A 24006-nucleotide genomic window follows, 5' to 3' on the forward strand; every position below is an offset into this window, starting at 1 on the left:
AGCTGAACGCTATTCGCCATGAGCGCCATTGAAAACGCTTTTCTGAACCTGGCTTACCCTCCGCGGCTCGATCTTGGGCCGCAGCTGACGCACGAACAACTTCTCGCTTCCATGCAATCGACCATGGCACGCCACAAGGGCGGGCCGGTGTGGCTGTTCGCCTACGGTTCGCTGATCTGGCGGCCGGAATGCACAGCCGTCGAGCGGGTACGCGGGCGGGTGCATGGCTACCATCGTGGCTTGTACCTGTGGTCTCACGAGCATCGCGGCACGCCGGAAATGCCGGGTCTGGTCTTTGGCCTGGATCGAGGCGGTTCGTGCAGCGGCTTCGCGTACCGGTTGCCGGAAGAGAACCTGGACAGCGCGCTGTATGCGTTGTGGAAACGCGAAATGCCGTTCCCGTCCTATCGCCCACACTGGCTTAACTGCCGACTCGAAGATGGCAGCCAGGTTCAGGCCTTGGGATTCGTATTGGAGCGACACCTGCCCAGCTATGCCGGCAACTTGCCGGATCATGTGCTGAGCCAGGTGTTCGAAAGCGCTTGCGGACGTTACGGCACTACTCGCGATTATGTCGAGCAGACCGCTCACGCCCTGCGCAGCCACGCCATGCCAGACCGGAATCTGGAGGCGCGGCTCAAGCGCTGTAAGTCAAAGGCCGATCAGGCGACCGCTTCACGGCTCTGACTGGCGACTTGCTTGTGCCACAGGGTCGGGGCCAGGAAGGCCATCGACAGCAGGCAAGCGCCCACCAGCAGCACGAAACCACCATCCCAGCCGAAGTGATCCACGGTGTAGCCCATCGCTGCGCTGGCAGCGACCGAACCACCCAGATACCCGAACAGGCCGGTGAAGCCCGCAGCGGTGCCGGCGGCTTTCTTTGGCGCCAGTTCCAGCGCTTGCAGGCCGATCAGCATTACCGGGCCGTAGATCAGGAAGCCGATGGAGAACAGCGCGATCATGTCGATGGTCGGGTTGCCAGCCGGGTTCAGCCAGTACACCAGCGTCGCGACGGTCACCAGGGCCATGAACACCATGCCGGTCAGGCCACGATTGCCACGGAAGATCTTGTCCGACATCCATCCGCACAGCAGCGTGCCCGGAATACCCGCCCACTCATAGAAGAAGTACGCCCACGAAGTCTTGTCGACGTCAAAGTGCTTGGCTTCCTTGAGGTAGGTCGGCGCCCAGTCCAGCACGCCGTAGCGCAGCAGGTAGACGAAGACGTTGGCCAGGGCGATGTACCAGAGCATTTTGTTGCGCAGCACGTATTTGACGAAGATTTCCTTGGCGCTGAATTCGTCTTCGTGGCTGGCGTCGTAGCCTTCCGGGTAGTCGTTCTTGTACTTCTCGATCGGCGGCAGGCCGACCGATTGCGGGGTGTCGCGCATGGTGACGAAAGCGAATACCGCTACTGCCAGGGCGACGGCAGCCGGGACGTAGAACGCTGCGTGCCAGTCGTTGAACAGGCCCATGCCGATCAGGAACAGCGGGCCGATCAGGCCGCCGCCGACGTTATGCGCCACGTTCCAAACCGACACCACGCCGCCACGTTCCTTCTGCGACCACCAGTGCACCATCGTGCGTCCGCTCGGCGGCCAGCCCATGCCCTGGGCCCAACCGTTGATGAACAGCAGGATGAACATCATGGTCACGCTGGAGGTTGCCCAAGGCGCGAAACCGAAAATGAACATCACCCCGGCCGATACCAGCAGGCCGAACGGCAGGAAGTAACGCGGGTTGGAGCGGTCGGACACCAGGCCCATGAGGAACTTGGACAGACCGTACGCGATGGCGATGGCCGACATTGCCAGGCCCAGATCGCCACGGCTGTAGCCTTCGTCGATCAGGTACGGCATGGCCAGCGAGAAGTTCTTGCGCAGCAGGTAGTAACCCGCGTAGCCAAAGAAGATGCCGGCGAAGATCTGCCAACGCAGGCGTCGGTAGGTGCTGTCGATTTTTTCTTCAGGCAATGGAGCCTGATGTGCGGCAGGACGAAAGAAAGCAAACATTCAAGAGCTCCAGATTTCTTGTTTTGACTGCGGATGCGAATGTTACAGTTTCGTTACCGAAAATAGCACCGCTTCCTATCGGCAAAACAGTGGAAATGTTGGAGGTCGCGCGTTCCTTTATGAACATGTCGCTCAGATATAAGTACGCGGCGTTGTGGGAAAGGTTACTTCGGCAGCTTCCTGCCGGGTTTCAGGGTTCTGTAAGGCGCAGGTTTGGGAAATGTCCTGCGAACAATGCAGAAGGCGCGGCGTTCTGTTTCGGACCGTCGGGCTCTACCCTTTTGACGGTGCCAATCGGGCACTCGTGCGGTGAAGGGGGGAGGGCTCATGCGGTGGTGTGTGTTGCTGTTTTTGCTGATGGCATCGGGAGGTGCGTGGGCGTCAGAGGTGTTGCTGATTCCGGAGAACAACCCGAGGCCGGTCTATCCGCGGGGGCTTTTCAGGGCTGGCGTGGTCGGTGAAGTGGGTGCCGAGTTCACCGTCCATGCCGACGGTTCAGTCGACCGGATCAGCTTTGCGCAAGACAGCCATCCGGAGCTGATCGAAGCGGTCAGGGCCGCTGTCGAGCAGTGGCGTTTCAAACCATGGACAGTCGAAGATGACAGACCGGCTCAGACGCGAGTCCACGCGCCGATGGTCTTCAGACTCGATCTGGACCAGCCCATTCACATCAACCGACAGCTCAAGGCATTGAAGTGCCGCACCCTGAACGAATACTTCGGCAACATTGCGGAACAATCGTGGATCGATGCCAAGGTGTTCGTTCACACCAGGGCTTACCTTTCCAATGTCTTCCACAAAGCGCAGCTGCCGGACGAACAACGCCTCGCGATGATCGCCAGACTGAACAAGCGCATTCCGACGATTGTCAGGGGATGTCGGGACAGCCCGGTCCGCACATACATGAGTCTGTTGCCGGAGGATATTCGCAGTTTGCTTTAGCTGAATGAAGTCAGCGTCACATGCAGGGACGCTGACTGTTGTTATTCAGGTTTAAAGCCGGGTTTGCCGTTGGCCTTGCGCCATTCCTTGATTTCTTCCAAGGCTCCCTCTGGACTGTCTTCTCGGCCATTTATTGGGCGAGTGAGAACTAACCGCTGTCGGGGGTGTTCAGTTATTTTTTCGAAGTGACGCATACGTTCGCTCGAGTAAGCGCTATACGCATCACCTGACAATCCAGTGGTGTTTTTATAGAAGCCCTCTAAAAATTTTAAAAATTCAGCTTCTGTATAGTCTTCCAGCTTGTCTTTTAGCTTCATGGTTGGACACCGTGCCTGTGCAGTTCTATATGCGCTTTAGGAGTCAGTATGGTCAAGTTGTCCGCGTTATAGACCGCGCGCTTGTCTGCAATTCTTTGCTTGTGATGTATTTCGTACTTCTCTCTACCACCTGCATTGTCCGTTGGGTCAGTGTAAGGCGCTGCGCCACTGCGCATTTCTTCAAGATCAACTCTGCCGAATTGTTGGCTTAACGATTGATCAGCGGCTACTGCCTTCCAGAAACTTTCCCTGAACCTATCAAAGTTCTTGAAATCCTGACCGCGCAACTGATCGGCTATTCGAGCCGGGAATGGCGCGCCACCCGATTCCGTCGCACTGCCCAGCCAATTGCCACCAACTTCCTGCCCAGACCCCGACGCTGTTCCGGGCTCATACCGCGGCCCCCCGCGTGTCGCCATCATGTAAACGGATTCGATCCCTGACTCGGCCGGGAACTCCAGTATGTAGTCATCCTGACTGTCGAAATCGTATCCCGGATGCTCATCTGTCCGGCCTTCAACTTGTGTAACCCTGGCCCCCGGGTAAATCCTGACTCCCGCTTCGAAAGCAGGTAAAACCGTGCTGACTTGACCGCCTTGTCCGGGCGGGATCCTGGGCGTCCAGGTAAGCGTGATCGGGTCCGTTCCTTCGGTGGTAAAGCTGTAAAGGTTCGTCGAGGGGACGAGAGTGGCGTGCCGGATTCTTACAGGTTGACCACGGTCGTATGAGCGCAGATAGAGTTGCGAGTGTTCGCCTTGTGCGGATGAGATCGCACGAATGCGAAGACCTTCAGGACCATCGGATGTCTTCTTGTGATGCTTATCAACCAGTTGTGACAGTGGAATGGTCAGAATCAGGCGACCTCGTTGAAGCTCTCCGTTTTCTAGTGTCGGCGTATAGAAAACCGAGGCGAGGAATGCGATGACCGGACCTCCAGACAATGCCGTGCGCAGATTGCTCAGTGACTCGACTGCTTTGCTCAATGAAAAGGGAGGGCTCTCCAATCCCTCGATCAGTCCCTCGGAGCTGACGATCAGAGGGCGAACAGATGAAGTGGCCCCGCTGATAACGGGGCTTTCTGTCTTCTCTGTAGCCTTCGTAACCCGCGTTAATTCACGTATTTCGCCCTGAAGGTTCTTTATCAGGTTCCAGCGTTTTTTTCGTCTTTGGAAATTGTAGAAAGCCTTGAATTCACGCTCGACTCGGGATGCCTCGACGTGTGCGGCAAGTAGTTTCCTATTCGTCTCCTTCATCCGGTGCAGTTTTTCGACCGCGTTTTCGGAGGGGCCGAGCGTTGAGTGTTTGAGTAAAGTGTCGAATCGGTTCGCAGCTTCGGACGCAATCTTCCGCTTGCTTTGTTGCTCGGCCAGTTCGGCAGCTTCACGTTGTTTTACGAACTCGCTGGCAACTCTCTCCCGCTCAATTCTTTCCGCTGTCGCTCGATTAGCCTCTTCTGCCGCTGCTCTTTCCGCCTCGCGTTGCCTGACGAGTTCAGCTGCCGCTTTTTCTTGCCTGATCTTTTCTGCGGCAGCCCGTTCTGCCTCACGTTGTCTGTTTTGTTGTTCCGCGATCCTTCTCTGAGTGGCACGGGCAGCTTCCGCCGCCGCAGCCTGTTGGGCTGCGTGTTGGCGCGCCAATGCTTCCGAGTAGGCGGCATTGAGCTGTTGAGATCGTTGAGTGAGCAAGTGGATGGCATTGCTGTGCAGCTTCGCGGAATACCCAGCGATATAGGAGCGCGACCAATGTTTAAATGTTTCACCCGGGCGAAGGTCTCTCTGGAGGTAACTGTTGAAAGTATTGATGTACTCCTGCTCTGATTTTGTATGTGGATCACTTCCATAAAAGGAATTCGCCTCACTCAGGCTGTTTCGCAATTGGAGTGTCTTTTGCTGAATTAAATTATCAACGATCGTTTTTTCGCGTGAGATCGTTGTGGTGTCGCTAGGCACGCTCGCCGCAGAGCTTGATGCACCGTTGTTTACAAGCTCGCTCTGTATCTGATTGGGCAAATTGCTTAGTTTGGCTTGATAATCGCTTTCGATAGGAAATCGCTGTTTTAGCGAGTGCCTCGCCGTTGTCGGACTGATCAAGCCGTTGCGCGTAATTGCGTCGTACCCACCGCCATCCAGAACGGAATATCTTTGCTCTTTGTACGGGTTAATTTCGGTTGTATCCAGGTTCAGTGTCTGACCTGGTCGCCAGTTTTTATCGCTCATACAGTGACTCCTTGTGTCTGTATGGCGCGAAACTACCGATATTTTTCGTTATGGCTGAGGTATATAACTAACGCTTTCTAAAAGTATTAATGTAAGGGGAGTCATGTTTTGCGGAAATTAAAAAGGCCATATCTACCCGGCAGGTAGATATGGCCTTGAAGCTTAATCCGTTGCTCAGCGCACCTGCACCACAACTTTCCCGACAGCCTTGCGCTGCCCCAGATCATTGATCGCCTGCGCGGCATTGCCCAGCGGATAGACCTGCGACACCAGCGGCTTCAGCTTGCCTTCGGCAAACCAGCCGAACAATTGCTGGAAGTTCGCCGCGTTGTCCTGCGGCTGGCGCTGGGCGAAGGAGCCCCAGAACACGCCGAGGACCGCCGCGCCCTTGAGCAGAGCGAGGTTGACCGGCAGTTCGGGAATGCGTCCGCTGGCGAAACCGACTACCAGCAGGCGGCCGTTCCAGGCGATGGCGCGGATGGCCTGGTCGAACAGGTCGCCACCGACCGGGTCGTAGATCACATCGGCACCCTGGCCGTCGGTCAGACGCTTGATCTCGTCCTTGAGGCTGGTTTCGCTGTAGTTGATCAGTTCGTCGGCACCGGCAGCCTTGGCCACGGCAAGTTTTTCCGCGCTGCTGGCGGCGGCAATCACCCGGGCGCCCATGGCTTTGCCGATTTCCACGGCGGCCAGGCCAACACCACCGGAAGCACCAAGCACCAACAGGGTTTCGCCCGGTTGCAGGTTGCCGCGCTGCTTGAGGGCGTGCATCGACGTGCCGTAGGTCATGCTGAACGCGGCGGCGGTGTTGAAATCCATCGAGGGCGGGATCGGCAGCACGTTATAGCCCGGCACTGCGACCTGCTCGGCGAAGCTGCCCCAGCCGGTCAGGGCCATGACCCGGTCGCCGACTTTCAGGTGGCTGACCTTTTCACCCACTTCGCTGACCACGCCGGCGGCCTCGCCACCGGGCGAGAACGGGAAGGGCGGCTTGAACTGGTATTTGCCCTCGATGATCAGCGTGTCCGGGAAGTTGACCCCGGCGGCGTGCACGTCCAGCAGGATTTCGTTCTTCTTGGCGACAGGACTGGCGACGTCTTCCAGCACCAGCGATTCGGCAGGGCCGAAGGCTTTGCACAGCACGGCTTTCATCAGGGCTATTCCTTTGGGAGTGATGGCCGATAAGTGTAGGTGTGGCAGTCAACGGGTCAACGAGCATGCCCGGCCCTGATAGTCCGCCATAAGCTTGTGCTTGCGCGGCGGGTCGTTATGCTAGGCCGCAAACCGGATAAGGAGCGAATTGTGAAAGCGTGGATCATGTTGTTGCTGGCCCTGTCTCTGCCTGTGGCAGCGCTGGCCGAAGAAGCCAAAGAGGGCGAGGCGCCGAAGGTCAACTACATCACCCTGAGCCCGCCGTTCGTGGGCAACTACGGGCTCGATGGCACTCCGAAGCTCAAGGTCTACAAGGCCGACGTGGCACTGCGGGTGACCGGCGAAGAGGCGACCAAACTGGTCAAGGCCAACGAGCCGCTGATCCGTAATCAACTGGTGGCGCTGTTCACTCAGCAGACCACCGATGCGATGGGCAGCATCGAGGGCAAGGAAAAACTGCGTCAGGAAGCCTTGAAGCAGACCCAGCAGGTGATGAATGACGAAACCGGCAAGCCGGTGGTCGAGGATCTGTTGTTCAACAACCTGATCATTCAGTAAACATCGTCGCGGTTGTTCACGACGCCAGGCTCTTGCGAAACCGTGCCAGGGCGATGAAAAAGAACAGTAAACCGATCACGACCAGCGCCAGCAAATCAGGCCACACTACGCTCAGCCCGGCGTCGCGAAACAGGATCGCGGTGCCGAGGCTGACGAAGTGGGTGGACGGTGACCCTTGCATGACCCATTGCAACCACTGCGGCATGCTGTCCAGCGGTGTGCTGCCGCCCGACAACAGCAGCATCGGGATAATCACCGGGATGGCCAGCAGGCCGAACTGCGGTGTCGAACGCGCCAGCGTTGCCAGGAAGATACCCAGCGCGGTGCTGGCGAACAGATAAACGGCCGTAACCAGCAAAAACAGGCTCAATGAGCCGGATAAAGGTACGCCCAACGCACCTTTGACAATCACTTCCAGTGACAGCCAGGTGCATAGCACCACCACCAGCAGATTGCTCCAGACTTTCGCCAGCATGATTTCCAGTGCGGTCAGTGGCAGCACCAGCAAATGATCCAGGGTGCCGTGTTCGCGCTCGCGCAGGAGCGCGGTGCCGGTCAGAATGATCGCCAGAATGGTGATGTTGTTGACGATCTGAATCACGGCCAGAAACCAGCCGCCCTCAAGATTGGTATTGAACAGGGCTCGAGTCGTCAGTTGTACCGCAGACCCGGTCTGCACATCACCCTCGCCTGAATATGCCAATAATTCACGCTGAAATATTCGGCTGATGTAGCCGGCGCCCATGAACGCCTGGCTCATGGCGGTGGCGTCGACGTTGACTTGCAGGGCTGGCTGGCGACCCGCGAGCAGGTCGGTCTGAAAACCGGCGGGGATGTTGATGACGAACGTGTATCGGCCGCTGTCCATGACTTCATCCAGTTGCTCGTAGGGCAGCGTTACCGGCGTCTGGAATTCCGGAGGCTGTAGCGCCTCGGCCAATTGGCGCGAAAGGGCGCTGTGATCCTCGTCGACAATCGCCACGCTGGCGTTATGCACGCCGATCACTGAACCGGCGGCTGGCATATAGATGGCCACGGTGAAGGCGTAGAACAGGAACAGCAGTAACACGCTGTCATGGCGCAGGCTCGTCAGTTCCTTGAGACCCAATCGCAGGATGTGTACGAGTTTGTGCATCAGGCCTCCTGCTTCTTCAGCATGATCAGGCTCAAGCCGGTGAACCCGATAAAAAAGCCGCCCAGCGCCAGACATTGTGGCCAGAGCTGGCGCAGGTCCAGAGCTTTGGTGAACGTTCCTACGGCGATGTCGAGGAAGTGACCGGCCGGAAACAGCAAGCCCATCACGGCGGCGGCTCCTTCCAGCGAAGAACGCGGCACGATCAGACCCGAGAACTGGATGGTCGGCAGGCTGGTGATGATCATGGTGCCGAGGATCGCCGCGATCTGCGTTCGGGTGAACGCTGAAATCAGCAGGCCCATGCTGGTAGTGGCCAGTACATACAGCAGCCCGCCGAACGCAAGGGTCGGCAGGCTGCCCTTGAAGGGCACGCCGAACAGCCAGCGATTCATCGCCACGAGCACGGCGAGGTTGACCAGGCTGACCAGCAGATAGGGTAGTTGTTTGCCCAGCAGAAATTCGAGGCGGGTCAGGGGCGTGGCGTAGAAATTGGTGATCGAGCCCAGCTCTTTCTCGCGCACGATGCCGAGCGCAGTCAGCATCGCCGGAATGAAAGCCAGAATCAGCGCCATCACGCCGGGGCCGATGGCATTGACGCTGACGACATCCTGGTTATAGCGAAAGCGGGTCTGCAGCGTGGCCGGGGCTGACAGGCTCAATGCCGGGCTGCTTTGTTCGGCAAGTTGCTCAAGATTGGCCAGATGGACGGCCTCGACGTAGTTGCGACTGGTCTCGGCGCGAAAGGGCATGCCGCCATCCAGCCACGCCGCGACTTCCGGTCGATGTCCGGCGTACAGGTCGCGGCCGAATCCGGGCGGGATCTCCAGCGCCAGTTTGATTTCTGAACGTTGCAGCCGGCGGTGCAGAGCCTGTGCATCTTCGATGGGCGGCTGTTCGGCGAAATAGCGGGAGCCGCGGAAGGCCTCCAGATAGGCGCGGCTTTGTGGCGTTTGATCCTGGTCATACACGGCGAAGGCCAGGTTCTCTACATCCAGGGAAATCCCGAAGCCAAAAATCACCATCATGAAAATGGCACCCAGCAGTGCAAACGCCATGCGCACTTTGTCGCGGATCAGTTCTTTGCCTTCGCGGCGAGCCACTGCCGTCAGACGACCGAAACTGAAAAACCGCTCCCTGGCGGAGCTGGCCGGCGCCTTCGGGGCCGGTGACGGCGCGGGAGGCGGGGCGGTTTCGGCACTACCCTGAGCCTGTTCAAGGCAGGTCACGAACGCCGCCTCCAGGGACTTGCCGCCAAACTGTTGTTGCAGTGCCGTCGGCGTGTCACAGGCCAGCACTTTGCCCGCGTGCATCAGGGAGATGCGGTCGCAACGCTGAGCTTCGTTCATGAAATGGGTGGAAAGGAAAATGGTCACGCCTTGATCACGGGACAGTTCGATCAACAGACGCCAGAAATCGTCTCGCGCCGCGGGATCAACTCCAGAGGTCGGCTCATCCAGAATCAGCACTTCCGGGCTGTGCAAGACCGCGACCGCCAGTGACAGGCGCTGGCGTATTCCCAGAGGCAAGGCCCCGGACGATTGATTGGCGACACCGTGCAGATCGAAGCGTTGAATCAGCGCGTCGATGCGCCGGGCGCTCTCGGTTTTCGGCAAATCGAACAGGCGTGCGTGCAGTTCAAGGTTCTGCCGCACGCTGAGTTCGCCATACAGCGAAAAGCTCTGAGACATGAATCCGACCCGTTTGCGCGTGGCCAGATCCTTCGCATCAACCGGATTGCCCAGCAGCGTTGCGCTACCTTCGCTGGCGGGCATCAGTCCGGTCAGGACTTTCATTGTGGTGGTCTTGCCGCAGCCATTGGAGCCAAGGAAACCGAAAATCTCGCCTCGCCCGATGGCGAAGCTGACGTGATCCACAGCCGTAAAGTTGCCGAAACGCAACGTCAGGTCGTGAGCTTCGATGGCAATATCGGTGTTGCCGGTGTAAGGCGGGATGTGCAGCGGTTGAGCGGCGTGACGGCTTTCACCCTGAAAATGAGTGAAGGCGTCATCAAGCTTGCCGCTGGGCGTGGCAGCAGCCAGTTCGCGGCTCAGACCGGTGGCGATCATCCGGCCGCCGTCGAGCATCAGGCAATGTTCGAATTGTTCAGCTTCCTCCATGTAGGCCGTGGCGACCAGCAGGGTCAGCTGCGGTCGTTGGCGCCGAACATTGTCGATCAACTCCCAGAACTTGCGGCGCGAGAGCGGATCGACGCCGGTGGTCGGCTCGTCGAGGATCAACAGATCCGGTTCGTGAATCAGTGCGCAACACAGTCCGAGTTTCTGTTTCATGCCACCGGAGAGTTTGCCGGCCGGTCGATCGGCGAACCTCAGCAGATCAGTGGCGAGCAACAGGTTGTGCAGGCGCTGCGCGCTTTCGTCGGCAGAGAGGCCAAACAAGGTGGCGAAAAAAAGTACGTTCTCGCGGATCGACAGTTCCGGGTACAGGTTGCCGCCCAATCCCTGCGGCATGAAAGCGATACGCGCGTACAGCGTGTTGCGGTGGCTGCGATCCTGGATCGGACCGCCAAGCACTTCCAGTTGCCCTTGCTGGAGGGCTTTCACGCCCGCAATCAGCCCCAACAGACTGGATTTGCCCGCGCCGTCAGGGCCAATCAAGCCGCAGCGGGTGCCGGCCGGCAGGCTGAACGCAATGCCATCCAGCGCTTGCCGCTCGCCATAGCGGTGAGTGATGGCGTTCGCGTGAACCGCGACGCTGTTCATTGCAGATGGGCCGGCCAGTCGATCGGCGCGGTGCGCACATAGCCCGTGCCGGGCATGCCGGGCTTGGCCTGGGGGACGTCGCCAGGTCGAGTCAGGCGCAGCTTGACGCGAAAGACCAGTTTTTGTCGCTCGTCGCGGGTTTCGACCTCTTTGGGTGTGAATTGCGATTTGGCCGCCACGAAACTGACTTTCGCCGGCAATGCCTGGTCGGGCAGGGCGTCGAGCAGGATCCGCGCTTCATCGCCGACCGCCAGACGCCCGGCGACGGAGGCCGGCAAGTAAAGATTCATGTATTGGTCGCCGGGATCGATCAGCAGCAGGACTCGGCCGCCGGCACCCAGCACTTCGCCGGGTTCGGCCATGCGCAGCTGGATCAGTCCATCGATCGGCGCGCGCAGACGGCTGTCATCGATCTCGCTGGCCAGTTGCGCAACCTGGGCCTGGGCTGCACCGATGGCCGCGCTGACTGCAGCGACCTGTGCCCGGGCAGCAGTCACAGCAGCGCTAGCGGTGCCGATCCGTGATTGCAGTTGATCGATGACCTGCGCGCTGACAAAACCATGCTTGAACAACGACTGTGAGCGGCCAAGTTCTTGCTGGGCCAGCAGTTGCTCGCTCAGGCGCAACTGTACGTTGGCCTGGGCGGCGGCGAGGTTCTCGCGGGCGCGGATAACCTCGGCTTCGGCCTGATTGCGCTGGGCCTCGAGGGTTCGGGTGTCCATTCGAGCAAGCAGTTGCCCTTTGCTGACCTTGTCACCTTCATCGACCAAGACCTCGGCGAGACGTCCCGGGGTCTTGCTGGCGATCTGCACTTGCGTGGCCTCGAGTCGCCCGTTTGCGCTGTGAAGCCCTTCGGGAAGGCGGTCGCTCATGGACTTCCAGTAGCCGAAGCCTCCGGCCGCCATCAACAACAGGATGAGGGCGCCGGCGTATAACAGAGAGGAGCGTCGGTACGTTGACATGAGGGCATCCTGCGGCTTGGGCGTTCAGTCTGACGGGTAAAGCGATGGCATCGCTTGATGTCTGTCAAATGATCGGCGACGCAGGCAGCGCTGAGTCATGTCAGCCGCAAGGGGCAACGCCTCTCAGCGCAAACCGAGTACTGCCGCCCACTGCTCGGCCGTCACGGGCATCACCGACAGTCGCGAGCCCTTCTGCACCAGCGGCATCTCGGCCAACGCGGTCTGCTGTTTCAGATAGTCCAGCTTCAAGACCCGGCTGAAAGTTTCGACGTGGGCGACATCAATCGCGCTCCAGGGGTTTTTATCCGGGGTGGCTTTCGGGTCGTAGTAATGGCTTTGCGGTTCCAGTGCGGTGGGATCCGGGTACGCGGCTTCGATTATTTTGCCGATTCCGGCAATTCCCGGCTCCGGGCAGCTGGAGTGGTAGAAAAAGAATTCGTCCCCCACCGCCATGGCCCGCAGGAAATTGCGTGCCTGATAGTTGCGAACCCCGTCCCAGCGCGCCTTGCCGAGCTTTTCCAGGCTCTTGATCGAGAGCTCGTCGGGCTCGGATTTCATCAGCCAGTAGGCCATGGTGTGTGCTCCTCAAAGCGGTCATTGGGCAGGTTGTCCGGCAATTTTATGACAAACCGACGGTCGGTTGACGTCAGCATTTGCGCAGAGGTTCACGTTGTCGCAAAATGCCGGCCTTTAAAGCTTGACGCTGCTGCACGGCCTACGAATGGAAACCGCTGCTGTCATCGTGATGATGTGCCTTGAGGGGGGCAATCGATGAAACGCAAACCGGATTTGCTGTGGACTTTGGTAATTTTGTTCGGTCTGGGCGTCGTGACCACCGGTTATGCGCAAAGTCTGTGGGCCAACAAGGCCGATGCACCGATTGAAGTGGCGCAACAAGTACAACAGTCGACAGCTTTCAAGCGCTGACACTGCCTTTTCGACGCCGCTGATCCGCGCGGCGTCTATCTCGCGAAATACCACGCCTTGTCCGTCACCGTTCCCTGCAACGGTACATCCCAGCTCGCTTGCGCGAGACGTTCGACTTTCTGACATTCATGGGCCAGGCCCAGCAGCGTCGGCTTGCGCCAGTTCTGGCGTCGAGCCAGATACGCCAGGCTGCGATCGTAGAAACCGCCGCCCATACCCAGGCGTCCGCCGACATCGTCAAACCCCACCAGTGGCAACAACACCAGATCCAGCGCCCAGACCTTGCGCTGACGCGCCAGATTGGCGCGCGGTTCAAGAATGCGGAAACGGTTGGGTTTGAGTTTTTCGCCGGGGCGGATTTGCTGAAAGACCATTTTGGTCCGTGGCCAGGCACTGAGCACCGGCAGGTAGGTTTTCTTGCCCCGACGCTGGGCGGCGCGCAGCAACAGGCGCGGGTCGATTTCACCGTCGGTGGGCAGATACAGGGAAATGTGTTTCGCCCGGCGAAAGTGCGGGTCTTGTGCCAGTTGCCTGTACAGGCCCTCGGCGGCCTGGCGTTGCTGACTCGGTGTCAGCGAGCGGCGGGCCTTGCGCAGCAGGCGGCGCAGTTGGGGACGGGGCAGCAGCGCGGGTTCGGTCATGGTTCGGCTTCGGCAGGGTGGGACGAAAACGTACGCATAAAAAATCCGATGCCGGCATGCACCGGCATCGGATTCGAATCAGGCTCCCCGGATGAGCCGCTGTCGACTTAGCCCTTGAACCCGAGAGTTCAAGGTGGAGGATGCAGTAGGCTTTAAGGCTTTCCGTCTGGCGGACATGCACACCAGCCCAACGTGCAACCCCCAGGGTAGTGCAAATCGGCTCAGGGACATCGTCAACTGGCAAGCACCCCAGGGAGTGCGGCGAGTATAACTCAAGCGGCCTGGCGAATCAGCCCTTGCTGATGTCCGGATCGTCGGCCAGCACCAGATCGACACGATCGAGCAAGTCACGCACCTGTTCACGGGTCGAACCGCTGGCCTGGATGTCCGGGCGCTCTTCTTTGTGCAAGAGATCGTGGGTGATGTTCAGCGCGGCCATCACGGCGATGCGGTCGGCGCCGATGACTTTGCCGCTGCTGCGGATCTCGCGCATCTTGCCGTCCAGGTAGCGGGCGGCGCTGATCAGATTGCTGCGCTCTTCCTGGGGACAGATGATCGAATACTCTTTGTCGAGGATCTGCACGGTAACGCTATTGCTTGAACTCATGAGTCTTGCTCCAGGGCCTTGAGGCGCGAAATCATCGATTCGACCTTACGCCGGGCGATTTCGTTTTTTTCAATGAGGTGCGCGCGTTCCTCGCGCCAGGTCTTTTCCTGAGCATGTAAGAGTGCATTTTGACTCTTTAGTTGCTCGACTCGGGTAATCAGCAGTTCGAGTCTGGCCATCAGCGCTTGCAGGTCGGTGTCTTCCATTGTGTCCACTGATTCGGTCTGATGGGTTTGGCTGGCGGACAGCCTTTAATGGTCTTGGCGAGTCTGTCGATGTAGGATACAAGGCCTTCATTCTAGACATAGCGCCGTCTGGCGCCTAGCTGCCCATGCCCATTCAGAATTCCCCGTACCAAGGCTTCGCCACCCTGCTGAACTCCAGCGGTCACTCCGTTTCGCCTGCCGAACTGCACGGCCTGTTGCTCGGCCGCAGTTGTGCCGGCGCCGGCTTCAATGCCGAAGAATGGCTGATCGATGCCGCCGAGCTGCTCGAAAGCGAGCCGCAGGACAACGTTCGCAACGCGCTGATCGGTCTGCAGGAGATGGTCAAGAGCGAACTCACCGGCGACGACGTCACCGTGGTTCTGCTGCTGCCGAACGATGACGCACCTCTGGCCGAGCGCGCCGCCGCGCTGGGCGAATGGTGTCAGGGCTTCCTCACCGGGTTCGGTCTGAACTGCCGCGACAGCAGCATGCTGAGCACCGAAGCTACCGAAGTGTTGCAGGATTTGGCAGCGATCTCCCAGGTGCAAGACGCCCTGGAAGAATCCGAAGACGGCGAAAGCGACTATATGGAAGTCATGGAGTACCTGCGTGTCGCTCCGCTGCTTTTGTTCTCCGAAACCAAAAAGGCCGACGTGCCGCCAGCGGCCAAGCCGTCGCTGCACTGATCGCGTGCCAGGGAAAGCCATCTGCCCATGATCCATATCCCGAAAGCGGAATACGCCCGGCGCCGCAAGGCGCTGATGGCGCAGATGGAACCCAACAGCATCGCGATCCTGCCGGCCGCCGCGGTCGCCATCCGCAACCGCGATGTCGAGCACGTCTATCGTCAGGACAGCGATTTCCAGTACCTCAGCGGTTTCCCCGAGCCACAGGCGGTCATTGTCCTGATGCCCGGTCGCGAGCACGGCGAGTACGTGCTGTTCTGCCGTGAACGCAACGCCGAACGCGAACTCTGGGACGGGCTGCGCGCCGGCCAGGAAGGCGCGATCCGCGATTTCGGCGCCGATGACGCTTTTCCCATCACCGACATCGACGACATTCTGCCGGGCCTGATCGAAGGCCGCGACCGGGTGTATTCGGCGATGGGCAGCAACCCGGAATTCGACCGTCACCTGATGGACTGGATCAACGTGATCCGCTCCAAGGCGCACCTCGGCGCTCAGCCGCCGAACGAATTCGTTGCCCTGGATCACCTGCTGCACGACATGCGCCTGTATAAATCGGCGGCAGAAGTGAAGGTGATGCGCGAAGCGGCGCGGATTTCCGCCCAGGCTCACATCCGGGCGATGCAGGCCAGCCGTGCCGGGCTTTACGAGTACAGCCTCGAAGCCGAACTGGATTACGAGTTCCGCAAGGGCGGGGCGAAGATGCCGGCCTATGGCTCGATCGTCGCTGCCGGGCGCAACAGCTGCATCCTGCATTACCAGCAAAATGACGCGCTGCTCAAGGACGGCGATCTGGTGCTGATCGACGCCGGTTGCGAAATCGATTGCTACGCCAGCGACATCACCCGTACCTGGCCGGTCAACGGCAAGTTTTCCGCTGAACAGAAAGCGATCTACGAATTGGTATTGGCCTCGCAGGAAGCGGCATTCGCCGAAATCGCCCCGAACAAGCACTGGAACCAGGCGCACGAAGCCACGGTTCGGGTGATCACCGCCGGACTGGTGAAACTTGGGCTGTTGCAGGGCGAAGTCGACGAGTTGATCGCCTCCGAGGCCTACAAGGCGTTTTACATGCACCGCGCCGGCCACTGGCTGGGCATGGATGTGCATGACGTCGGCGAATACAAGGTCGGCGGCGAATGGCGAGTGCTGGAAGTCGGCATGGCGCTGACCGTGGAGCCGGGCATCTACATCGCCCCGGACAATCAGAACGTAGCGAAGAAATGGCGCGGCATTGGCGTGCGCATCGAGGATGACGTGGTAGTGACCAAGAGCGGTTGTGAAATCCTGACGGGTGGCGTGCCGAAAACCGTCGCCGAGATCGAAGCCCTGATGGCGCAAGCACGGACCTGCGCGGCATGAGTCGGGTCAATCTGGCAATCATCGGTGGCGGTCTGGTCGGCGCCAGTCTGGCGTTGGCCTTGCAGGCCGGGGCCAAGGCCCGTGGCTGGAAGATCGTGCTGATCGAACCTTTCGCCCCCGGTGACACCTGGCAGCCGAGCTACGACGCGCGCTCCTCGGCGCTGTCCTTTGGCTCCCGACAGATTTATCAAAGACTGGGCGTGTGGCAGGAAATTTCCCGTCGCGCCGAGCCGATCAAGCAGATTCACGTGTCCGACCGTGGTCGTTTCTCCACCGCTCGCCTGTCGGCGATGGAAGAGGGCGTCCCGGCGCTCGGTTACGTGGTGGAAAACGCCTGGCTCGGCCAGTGCCTGTGGCAGCACCTCGACAAAGACGTGATCAGCTGGCGCTGCCCGGCGGAAGTCAGCCGCATGGAACCGTTGCCCGACGGCTATCGCCTGACCCTCAGCGATGAAACCACGGTCGAGTGCGATCTGGCGGTGCTCGCCGATGGCGGTCGTTCCGGTCTGCGCGAGCAACTGGGCATCAACGTACGCAAGCGTCCGTATAACCAGAGCGCGCTGATCGCCAACATCACGCCGAGCGAAGCGCACAACGGCATGGCCTTCGAGCGCTTCACCGATGAAGGCCCGATGGCGCTGCTGCCGCTGCCGGAAAACCGCTGCGCGCTGGTCTGGACCCGTCTGGGCATGGACGCGCAACGGCTGGCCGACCTGAGTGAACGTGATTTCCTCAGCGAGCTGCAAGGCGTGTTCGGTTACCGCCTCGGCACCCTGAAGCAGGTCGGCGCGCGACATCTGTATCCGCTGTCGCTGGTGGAAGCCGAAGAGCAGGTGCGCTCGCATCTGGCCGTTCTCGGCAACGCCGCCCACAGCCTGCACCCGATTGCCGGGCAGGGTTTCAACCTGTCCCTGCGCGATGCCGATGCGTTGGCCGCCGCGCTGCTGGCCAGCGACAAACCGCTGGGAGATTTCGCCACGCTGCAGGCCTATCGCGAGCGTCAGCGTCTCGATCAGGACCTCACCGTCGGTTTCTCCGATCAGGTTACGCGCCTGTTCGGCAGCACCCAGCCGCTGGTGTCGCTGGGGCGCAACATCGGCCTGCTCGGCCTCGATCTGCTGCCGCCGGCCAAACGCTGGTTCGCCCGTCAGGCCATGGGGCTGGGGACGCGGCCGGATGCGTGAGTGGCTGATCAGAAGGTTTGGCAAGGCGCGGCTGATGCGCTGGATCATGACGTTCTACCCGCCGTATTTCGGCGCCGGTGTCCGGGTGCAGCACATCAGCGATGACTTTCGTGACATCCAGGTCTCGATGGGCCTGGGCTGGTACAACCGCAATTACGTCGGCACCCAGTTCGGCGGCAGTCTGTATTCGATGGTCGATCCGTTCTTCATGTTGATGCTCATGGAGAACCTCGGCTCGCGGTACATCGTCTGGGACAAAGCCGCCGACATTGATTTCATCTCGCCGGGCAAAGGCCCGGTGTTCGCCCGGTTCAACATCGACGACACCCTGCTCGACGAGATCCGTCGGCAGACCGCCAGTGGCGAGAAATACCTGCCGCAGTTGCAGGTCGACATTCATGACGGCGCCGGCAACCTGGTGGCGCGGGTCGGTAAAACCCTTTACGTGCGGCTCAAGCCGCCAGCGAGACAGGCTTAAAGCATGGAAATGCGCGCGGATGTGCTGATTGTCGGAGCCGGAATGGTCGGCAGTGCCCTGGCGCTGGCGTTGCAGGGCAGCGGGCTGGAAGTGCTGCTGCTCGACGGCAGCCCGTTGAGTGTCAAACCCTTCAATGGCGACGCGCCGTTCGAGCCACGGGTGAGCGCACTGTCGGCAGCCAGCCAGCGGATCCTCGATCGCCTCGGCGTGTGGGACGGCATCGTCAATCGACGCAGCAGCCCTTACACCGACATGCACGTCTGGGACGGCAGCGGCACCGGGCAGATTCACTTCTCGGCCAGCAGCGTGCACGCCGATGTGCTCGGCCACATTGTCGAAAACCGCGTGGTCCAGGATGCCTTGCTCGACCGTCTGCACGATTGCGACATGGGCCTGCTGGCCAGCGCGCGGCTGGAGCAGATGCGTCGTTCCGGTGACGACTGGCTGCTGACCCTGGCCGATGGCCGCACCTTGCGCGCACCGTTGGTGATCGCGGCGGATGGCGCCAATTCCGCCGTGCGCCGTCTGACCGGCGTCGCCACCCGTGAGTGGGATTACTTGCATCACGCCATCGTCACCAGCGTGCGCAGCAGCAAACCGCATCGCATGACCGCGTGGCAGCGCTTCACCGATCATGGGCCGCTGGCGTTTTTGCCGCTGGAGCGTGACGGTCAGCAGGACTGGTGCTCGATCGTCTGGTCGACCACGCCGAGCGAAGCCGAGCGGCTGATGGCGCTGGATGAAGCGGATTTCTGCCGTGAGCTGGAGCGCGCGTTCGAAGGTTGCCTCGGCGATGTCATCAGCGCCGACCCGCGCCTGTGTGTGCCGCTGCGTCAACGCCACGCCAAACGCTACGTGGCCGAAGGCCTGGCGCTGATCGGTGATGCCGCACACACCATTCACCCGTTGGCGGGGCAGGGTGTGAACCTGGGTTTCCTCGACGCCGCGGTGCTGGCCGAAGTGTTGTTGCAGGCCAACGAACGCGGCGAACGCCTGGCAGACGTGAAAGTCCTGAGCCGTTACGAGCGCCGGCGCATGCCGCACAATCTGGCGCTGATGGCGGCGATGGAAGGCTTCGAGCGGTTGTTCCAGGCTGACCCGCTGCCGCTGCGCTGGCTGCGCAACACCGGGCTGAAAATCGTCGAGCAGATGCCCGAGGCCAAGGCGCTGTTTGTGCGTGAAGCATTGGGGCTGACCGGGGACTTGCCGGCCCTGGCCAAGGCCTGACGACGGTCGTGCAACATCTGGTAACTCCTTGGGAAAGTGATCGATTGAGCTGGTAAATGTGAGTCCTTATCATTTGGGCCACTTTTCCCGACCGAGAGACCGCTCCCATGTTGGCATCCAAGCGTGTTCTGACCGCACTGGCCCTGACCCTGATCGGCAGCACTGCCGCCCAGGCCGCCGACGAGGTGGTGGTCTACTCCTCGCGTATCGATGAGCTGATCAAGCCGGTGTTCGATGCCTACACCGCCAAGACCGGGGTGAAGATCAAGTTCATCACCGACAAGGAAGCGCCGCTGATGCAGCGGATCAAGGCCGAGGGCGAGAACGCCACCGCCGACCTGCTGCTGACCGTCGATGCCGGCAACCTCTGGCAGGCCGAGCAGATGGGCATTCTCCAGCCGTTCACTTCGAAAACCATCGACGCCAACATTCCCCTGCAATATCGCTCCTCCAACCACGCCTGGACCGGCCTGAGCCTGCGCGCGCGGACCATCGCCTATTCCACTGAGCGGGTGAAGCCGGGCGAACTGACCACCTACGAAGCACTGGCCGACAAGAACTGGGAAGGCCGCCTGTGCCTGCGCACGGCGAAGAAGGTCTACAACCAGTCGCTGACCGCCACCATGATCGAAGTCCACGGTGCCGAAAAAACCGAGAAGATCCTTAAGGGCTGGGTCAACAACCTGTCCACCGACGTGTTCTCCGACGACGTCGCGGTGCTGGAAGCGATCAACGCCGGCCAGTGCGACGTCGGCATCGTCAACACTTACTACTACGGCCGCCTGCACAAGCAGAAGCCGGAACTGCCGGTGAAACTGTTCTGGCCGAACCAGGCGGATCGCGGTGTGCACGTCAACCTGTCGGGCATCGGCCTGACCAAACATGCGCCGCACCCGGAAGCAGCCAAGGCGCTGGTCGAGTGGATGACCACGCCTGAAGCGCAGAAGATCTTTGCCGATGTGAACCAGGAGTTCCCGGCGAATCCGGCGGTGAAGCCTTCGGAAGAAGTGGCGGCGTGGGGGCAGTTCGTGGCTGATACGCTGCCGGTTGAAGTGGCGGGCAAGCGTCAGGCTGAGGCGATCCGGATGATGGATCGGGCGGGTTGGAACTGAGTATGTTGCCGGCTGCTGTGTTCGCTTAAGATCGCTGCCCTCACCCCAGCCCTCCCGAAACGTCGGACCGCCCGGAGGGAGAGGGAGCCGATTTGCATCAAGTTCAAAACCTGAGTTCGACTCAATCGCCCAGGTCGGCGTAAATCGAAAGATCACCACGGTCAGTCCCCCTCTCCCTCTGGGAGAGGGTTAGGGTGAGGGCGACAATCCTGACCTGAAACAAAGAAATCAAGAACACCTACATCCCTCCAGAGTTCTAAAAGTGGCCCACCCCGCCCAACGCCGCTGGTACCCCATCGTCTTCGCCATCGCCGCGTTGGTGCTGCTTCCCCTCAGCGTGCTCCTGCTCTCGTGGCAAACCATTGATCACCAGATCTGGTCGCACCTGTGGGAAACCCAGATGCCACGCCTGCTGGGCAACACCCTGACGCTGGTTTTCGGCGTCGGCGTCGGTGTGACACTGATCGGCGTAAGCCTCGCCTGGCTCACCAGCCTCTGCGAATTTCCCGGTCGCCGCTGGCTCGACTGGGCGCTGATGCTGCCGTTCGCCATCCCGGCCTACGTGCTGGCGTTCGTCTTCGTCGGCCTGCTGGATTTCGCAGGCCCCGTGCAAACCCTGCTGCGCGAATGGTTCGGCAGCGGCCTGCGCCTGCCGCGAGTGCGCTCCACCGGTGGCGTGATTCTGGTGTTGGTGCTGGTGTTTTATCCCTATGTCTACCTGTTGGCGCGTACTGCGTTCCTGGCTCAGGGCAAGGGCCTGATGGAAGCCGCGCGAGTGCTCGGCCAGTCACCGTGGCAGGCGTTCTGGCGTGTGGCATTGCCGATGGCGCGGCCGGCCATCGGTGCCGGCGTGGCGCTGGCGTTGATGGAAACCCTGGCGGATTTCGGCGCGGTGTCGGTGTTCAACTTCGACACCTTCACCACCGCGATCTACAAGACCTGGTACGGCTTCTTCAGCCTGCCCAGCGCCGCGCAACTGGCCAGCCTGTTGCTGCTGGTGGTGATGCTGGTGCTGTACGGCGAACGTCGCGCGCGCGGCGCCAATCGGGCGAGCAACGAGCGACCAAGGGTCAAGGCGCTGTATCACCTGCGCGGGCCCAAGGCCTGGGCGGCGACCGGCTGGTGTGGTCTGGTGTTCGCCTGTGCATTTGTCATTCCGGTGCTGCAACTGGTGGTGTGGTTCTGGCAGCGCGGGCGCTTCGATCTGGATGAGCGCTATGCGGGGCTGATCCTTCACACCCTTTATCTGGGCGGCATGGCGGCGTTGATTACGGTCAGCGTGGCGATGTTGCTGGCATTCGCCCGGCGTCTGGCGCCGACCCGGACGATCAATTCCGCAGTCGGTCTGGCCAATCTCGGCTATGCGTTGCCGGGCTCGGTGCTGGCGGTGTCGATCATGCTCGCGTTCAGTTATCTGGACCGGGAGCTGGTGATTCCGCTGTCCGGGTGGCTCGGCGGTGCAGGCAAACCGTTGCTGTTGGGCAGTCTGGCAGCATTGCTGCTGGCGTATCTGGTGCGGTTCGTGGCCGTGGCCTATGGGCCGCTGGAAAGCAGTCTGGCGCGTATACGGCCCACTTTGCCTGAAGCGGCACGTAGCCTGGGTGTCAGTGGGCCGCGACTGTTTTTCAAAGTGTATCTGCCGTTGCTGCTGCCCGGCACGCTCAGCGCCGCGTTGCTGGTGTTCGTCGATGTGCTCAAGGAAATGCCCGCCACCCTGCTGATGCGCCCGTTTGGCTGGGATACGCTGGCGGTGCGGATCTTCGAAATGACCAGCGAAGGCGAATGGGCGAGGGCGTCGTTGCCAGCATTGACCCTGGTGCTGGTCGGTCTGCTGCCGGTCGTCGGTTTGATCCGACGCTCGGCGCACAGAAACACTTAGTCGTCAGTCCTGAATCATGCGGCTACAATGCGCGGCATTCGGTGCGGTCCGTCTGACAGACCCTGTCGCTGAAATCGGCTGAAAGCCCTTTTTTACAGGGCTTTCCGATCCGTGCAGCAGCGCCCCGCACCTTCGCCACGCCCGGAAGGAGAAACCCATGGGACAGCGTACGCCTCTGTATGACCTGCATCTCGCCCTCGGCGCGAAGATGGTCGATTTTGGCGGTTGGGACATGCCTCTGCATTACGGCTCGCAGGTCGAGGAACACCATCAGGTGCGCCGCGATTGCGGGGTGTTCGATGTTTCCCACATGACCGTGATCGATGTCACCGGCCCCCAGGCCAAGGCCTGGCTTCAGCAATTGCTGGCCAATGACGTCGAACGCCTGCACAGCCCCGGCCGTGCGTTGTACAGCACCATGCTCAACGAGCGCGGCGGTATCGTCGACGACATGATCGTCTACCGCCTCGAGGACGGTTATCGTCTGGTGGTCAACGCCTCCACCCGCGATCAGGACCTGGCCTGGATGCAGGCACAGCTGGGCAGCTTCGATGTTCAGATGACCGAACGCTCCGAGCTGGCGATGCTCGCCATTCAAGGTCCCCATGCCCGGCACAAGATTGCCGAGCTGGTGACCCAGTCCCGCGCCAACCTGATCCAGATGCTCAAGCCTTTCGAGGGCCACGTCGACGGCGACTGGTTCATTGCGCGCACCGGCTACACCGGTGAGGACGGTCTGGAAATCGCCCTGCCGGCCGATCAGGCCCCCGGATTCTTCAACGATCTGGTGGGCGCCGGCATTTCCCCCATCGGCCTCGGCGCCCGCGACACGTTGCGGGTCGAGGCCGGCATGAACCTCTACGGTCAGGACATCCACCAGGACGTTTCACCACTGGCCTCGAACATGGCCTGGAGCATCGCCTGGGAGCCGGCCACGCGTCGGTTCATCGGTCGCGATGCGCTGGAAGCGGAAAAAACCGCCGGCGTGCAGCACAAACTGGTCGGCCTGGTGCTTGAGGAACGCGGGGTTTTGCGGGCCCATCAGGTGGTTCGTATCGCTGATGTTGGCGAAGGGGAGATCACCAGTGGTAGTTTCTCTCCTACGCTTAGCAAGTCGATTGCCCTGGCGCGTGTACCGATGGCGACTGCCGACCGCGCCGAAGTGGAAATCCGTGGCAAGTGGTATCCGGTACGCGTGGTCAAACCGACCTTTGTCCGTCACGGCAAAACCTTGATCTAAACCTTTTCCGGCGGGCACGACCGCTGACAATTTCTTGAGGACACCGAGCATGAGCAACATCCCAGCTGAACTGCGTTTTGCCGAAAGTCATGAATGGGCGCGTCTGGAAGCCGACGGCACCGTCACCGTGGGCATCAGCGATCATGCCCAGGAAGCGTTGGGTGATGTGGTGTTTGTCGAGCTGGCAGAAGTGGGCAAGGTGTTCGCCGCCGGTGATGCCGCCGGTGTCGTCGAGTCGGTGAAGGCCGCTTCCGACATCTACTCCCCGGTCGGTGGCGAAGTGATTGCCGTCAACGAAGACCTGGCCGGTTCGCCGGAAGAACTGAACAACGATCCGTACGCCGCGTGGATCTTCAAGCTCAAGCCAAGCGACAAGGCCGAGCTGGACAAGCTGCTTGACGCGGCCGCCTACAAGGCTGCCATCGGCGAATAAGCTTCAGGCA

General features: G+C 60.6%; 24 protein-coding genes and 1 other RNA gene. 13 read left to right on the forward strand and 12 right to left on the reverse strand.

Going from position 1 to position 24006, the window contains the following annotated elements:
* Nucleotides 1–18 precede the first annotated feature (18 nt).
* Complete coding sequence (locus QLG12_RS23045) at nucleotides 19–687, forward strand: gamma-glutamylcyclotransferase (protein ID WP_064379938.1); 669 nt, start codon at nucleotides 19–21, stop codon at nucleotides 685–687.
* On the opposite strand, the gene glpT is transcribed toward QLG12_RS23045, so the two are convergent.
* Nucleotides 663–2012: a glycerol-3-phosphate transporter gene (gene glpT / locus QLG12_RS23050; RefSeq protein ID WP_197867136.1), complete on the reverse strand. Its 1350-nt coding sequence runs from the start codon at nucleotides 2010–2012 to the stop codon at nucleotides 663–665. The two genes, QLG12_RS23045 and glpT, sit on opposite strands and share 25 nt — an antisense overlap.
* 327 nt (nucleotides 2013–2339) lie before the next feature.
* Between glpT and QLG12_RS23055 the strand changes: the two genes are divergently transcribed.
* Nucleotides 2340–2954 carry an energy transducer TonB gene (locus QLG12_RS23055; RefSeq protein WP_236192260.1) on the forward strand — a complete coding sequence of 205 codons (615 nt, stop codon included), beginning with the start codon at nucleotides 2340–2342 and terminating at the stop codon, nucleotides 2952–2954.
* A gap of 41 nt (nucleotides 2955–2995) precedes the next feature.
* Here the strand turns inward: QLG12_RS23055 and QLG12_RS23060 are convergent, their stop codons facing one another.
* From QLG12_RS23060 to QLG12_RS23070, 3 genes are all read right to left on the reverse strand, one after another.
* Nucleotides 2996–3271 (reverse strand): bacteriocin immunity protein, encoded by a 276-nt coding sequence (locus QLG12_RS23060; RefSeq protein ID WP_197867138.1) that lies wholly within the window; start codon nucleotides 3269–3271, stop codon nucleotides 2996–2998.
* Nucleotides 3268–5487, reverse strand: a complete 2220-nt coding sequence (locus QLG12_RS23065; protein ID WP_282475280.1) for an S-type pyocin domain-containing protein — start codon at nucleotides 5485–5487, stop codon at nucleotides 3268–3270. The genes QLG12_RS23060 and QLG12_RS23065 overlap by 4 nt, the downstream gene beginning before the upstream one ends.
* 174 nt (nucleotides 5488–5661) lie before the next feature.
* Nucleotides 5662–6639 carry an NADPH:quinone oxidoreductase family protein gene (locus QLG12_RS23070; RefSeq protein WP_011336478.1) on the reverse strand — a complete coding sequence of 326 codons (978 nt, stop codon included), beginning with the start codon at nucleotides 6637–6639 and terminating at the stop codon, nucleotides 5662–5664.
* Nucleotides 6640–6789: 150 nt separating this feature from the next.
* On the opposite strand from QLG12_RS23070, the gene QLG12_RS23075 reads away from it, so the two are divergent.
* Nucleotides 6790–7197, forward strand: coding sequence for a flagellar basal body-associated protein FliL (locus tag QLG12_RS23075; RefSeq protein ID WP_007951814.1), 408 nt, complete (start codon nucleotides 6790–6792; stop codon nucleotides 7195–7197).
* 16 nt (nucleotides 7198–7213) lie between these two features.
* Here QLG12_RS23075 and QLG12_RS23080 read toward each other — a convergent pair whose 3' ends face one another.
* The 4 genes from QLG12_RS23080 to QLG12_RS23095 form a co-directional block, all read right to left on the reverse strand.
* Entirely contained in the window at nucleotides 7214–8332 is a 1119-nt protein-coding gene (locus QLG12_RS23080; protein ID WP_282475281.1) for an ABC transporter permease, read from the reverse strand.
* Nucleotides 8332–11052 (reverse strand): ribosome-associated ATPase/putative transporter RbbA, encoded by a 2721-nt coding sequence (gene rbbA / locus QLG12_RS23085; protein ID WP_197867140.1) that lies wholly within the window; start codon nucleotides 11050–11052, stop codon nucleotides 8332–8334. Before rbbA ends, QLG12_RS23080 begins: the two co-directional genes overlap by 1 nt.
* Entirely contained in the window at nucleotides 11049–12014 is a 966-nt protein-coding gene (locus tag QLG12_RS23090; protein WP_282475282.1) for an efflux RND transporter periplasmic adaptor subunit, read from the reverse strand. Before QLG12_RS23090 ends, rbbA begins: the two co-directional genes overlap by 4 nt.
* Nucleotides 12015–12137: 123 nt before the next feature.
* Nucleotides 12138–12587 carry an EVE domain-containing protein gene (locus tag QLG12_RS23095; RefSeq protein WP_197867141.1) on the reverse strand — a complete coding sequence of 150 codons (450 nt, stop codon included), beginning with the start codon at nucleotides 12585–12587 and terminating at the stop codon, nucleotides 12138–12140.
* A 198-nt stretch (nucleotides 12588–12785) separates the two neighbouring features.
* Here QLG12_RS23095 and QLG12_RS23100 point away from each other — a divergent pair, with 198 nt between their 5' ends.
* Nucleotides 12786–12941, forward strand: a complete 156-nt coding sequence (locus QLG12_RS23100) for a hypothetical protein (RefSeq protein WP_007911192.1) — start codon at nucleotides 12786–12788, stop codon at nucleotides 12939–12941.
* 35 nt (nucleotides 12942–12976) lie between these two features.
* On the opposite strand, the gene QLG12_RS23105 is transcribed toward QLG12_RS23100, so the two are convergent.
* The 4 genes from QLG12_RS23105 to QLG12_RS23120 all read right to left on the reverse strand — a co-directional run bounded on the left by QLG12_RS23105 (nucleotide 12977) and on the right by QLG12_RS23120 (nucleotide 14395).
* Nucleotides 12977–13582 (reverse strand): 5-formyltetrahydrofolate cyclo-ligase, encoded by a 606-nt coding sequence (locus tag QLG12_RS23105; protein ID WP_197867142.1) that lies wholly within the window; start codon nucleotides 13580–13582, stop codon nucleotides 12977–12979.
* An 80-nt stretch (nucleotides 13583–13662) separates the two neighbouring features.
* Nucleotides 13663–13841, reverse strand: a non-coding RNA gene (gene ssrS, locus QLG12_RS23110) — 6S RNA.
* Between the two features lie 30 nt (nucleotides 13842–13871).
* Nucleotides 13872–14189, reverse strand: coding sequence for a cell division protein ZapA (locus QLG12_RS23115; RefSeq protein ID WP_007951811.1), 318 nt, complete (start codon nucleotides 14187–14189; stop codon nucleotides 13872–13874).
* Nucleotides 14186–14395, reverse strand: coding sequence for a TIGR02449 family protein (locus tag QLG12_RS23120; RefSeq protein WP_064379955.1), 210 nt, complete (start codon nucleotides 14393–14395; stop codon nucleotides 14186–14188). The genes QLG12_RS23115 and QLG12_RS23120 overlap by 4 nt, the downstream gene beginning before the upstream one ends.
* Nucleotides 14396–14520: 125 nt before the next feature.
* On the opposite strand from QLG12_RS23120, the gene QLG12_RS23125 reads away from it, so the two are divergent.
* The 9 genes from QLG12_RS23125 to gcvH all read left to right on the forward strand — a co-directional run bounded on the left by QLG12_RS23125 (nucleotide 14521) and on the right by gcvH (nucleotide 23996).
* Nucleotides 14521–15081 carry a YecA family protein gene (locus tag QLG12_RS23125; RefSeq protein ID WP_007951810.1) on the forward strand — a complete coding sequence of 187 codons (561 nt, stop codon included), beginning with the start codon at nucleotides 14521–14523 and terminating at the stop codon, nucleotides 15079–15081.
* 27 nt (nucleotides 15082–15108) lie between these two features.
* Nucleotides 15109–16443: a Xaa-Pro aminopeptidase gene (gene pepP, locus QLG12_RS23130; protein WP_085696903.1), complete on the forward strand. Its 1335-nt coding sequence runs from the start codon at nucleotides 15109–15111 to the stop codon at nucleotides 16441–16443.
* On the forward strand, nucleotides 16440–17627 hold the full coding sequence (gene ubiH / locus QLG12_RS23135) for a 2-octaprenyl-6-methoxyphenyl hydroxylase (RefSeq protein WP_197867143.1): 1188 nt from the start codon (nucleotides 16440–16442) through the stop codon (nucleotides 17625–17627). The genes pepP and ubiH overlap by 4 nt, the downstream gene beginning before the upstream one ends.
* The gene (locus tag QLG12_RS23140) at nucleotides 17620–18105 is read left to right on the forward strand and encodes a DUF4442 domain-containing protein (RefSeq protein ID WP_197867144.1); all 486 of its coding nucleotides are present in this window, start codon (nucleotides 17620–17622) and stop codon (nucleotides 18103–18105) included. Before ubiH ends, QLG12_RS23140 begins: the two co-directional genes overlap by 8 nt.
* Before the next feature lie 9 nt (nucleotides 18106–18114).
* Nucleotides 18115–19332, forward strand: coding sequence for a 2-octaprenyl-3-methyl-6-methoxy-1,4-benzoquinol hydroxylase (locus QLG12_RS23145; RefSeq protein WP_197867354.1), 1218 nt, complete (start codon nucleotides 18115–18117; stop codon nucleotides 19330–19332).
* Nucleotides 19333–19439: 107 nt separating this feature from the next.
* Nucleotides 19440–20444, forward strand: a complete 1005-nt coding sequence (locus QLG12_RS23150; protein WP_197867145.1) for an extracellular solute-binding protein — start codon at nucleotides 19440–19442, stop codon at nucleotides 20442–20444.
* 262 nt (nucleotides 20445–20706) lie between these two features.
* Nucleotides 20707–22323: an iron ABC transporter permease gene (locus QLG12_RS23155; protein ID WP_282475283.1), complete on the forward strand. Its 1617-nt coding sequence runs from the start codon at nucleotides 20707–20709 to the stop codon at nucleotides 22321–22323.
* Nucleotides 22324–22480: 157 nt separating this feature from the next.
* Entirely contained in the window at nucleotides 22481–23563 is a 1083-nt protein-coding gene (gene gcvT, locus QLG12_RS23160) for a glycine cleavage system aminomethyltransferase GcvT (protein WP_282475284.1), read from the forward strand.
* A gap of 49 nt (nucleotides 23564–23612) precedes the next feature.
* Complete coding sequence (gene gcvH / locus QLG12_RS23165; RefSeq protein WP_085689882.1) at nucleotides 23613–23996, forward strand: glycine cleavage system protein GcvH; 384 nt, start codon at nucleotides 23613–23615, stop codon at nucleotides 23994–23996.
* Nucleotides 23997–24006 lie beyond the last annotated feature (10 nt).

Source organism: Pseudomonas sp. V88_4, from assembly GCF_029967985.1.
Lineage (GTDB): Bacteria > Pseudomonadota > Gammaproteobacteria > Pseudomonadales > Pseudomonadaceae > Aquipseudomonas > Aquipseudomonas glycinae.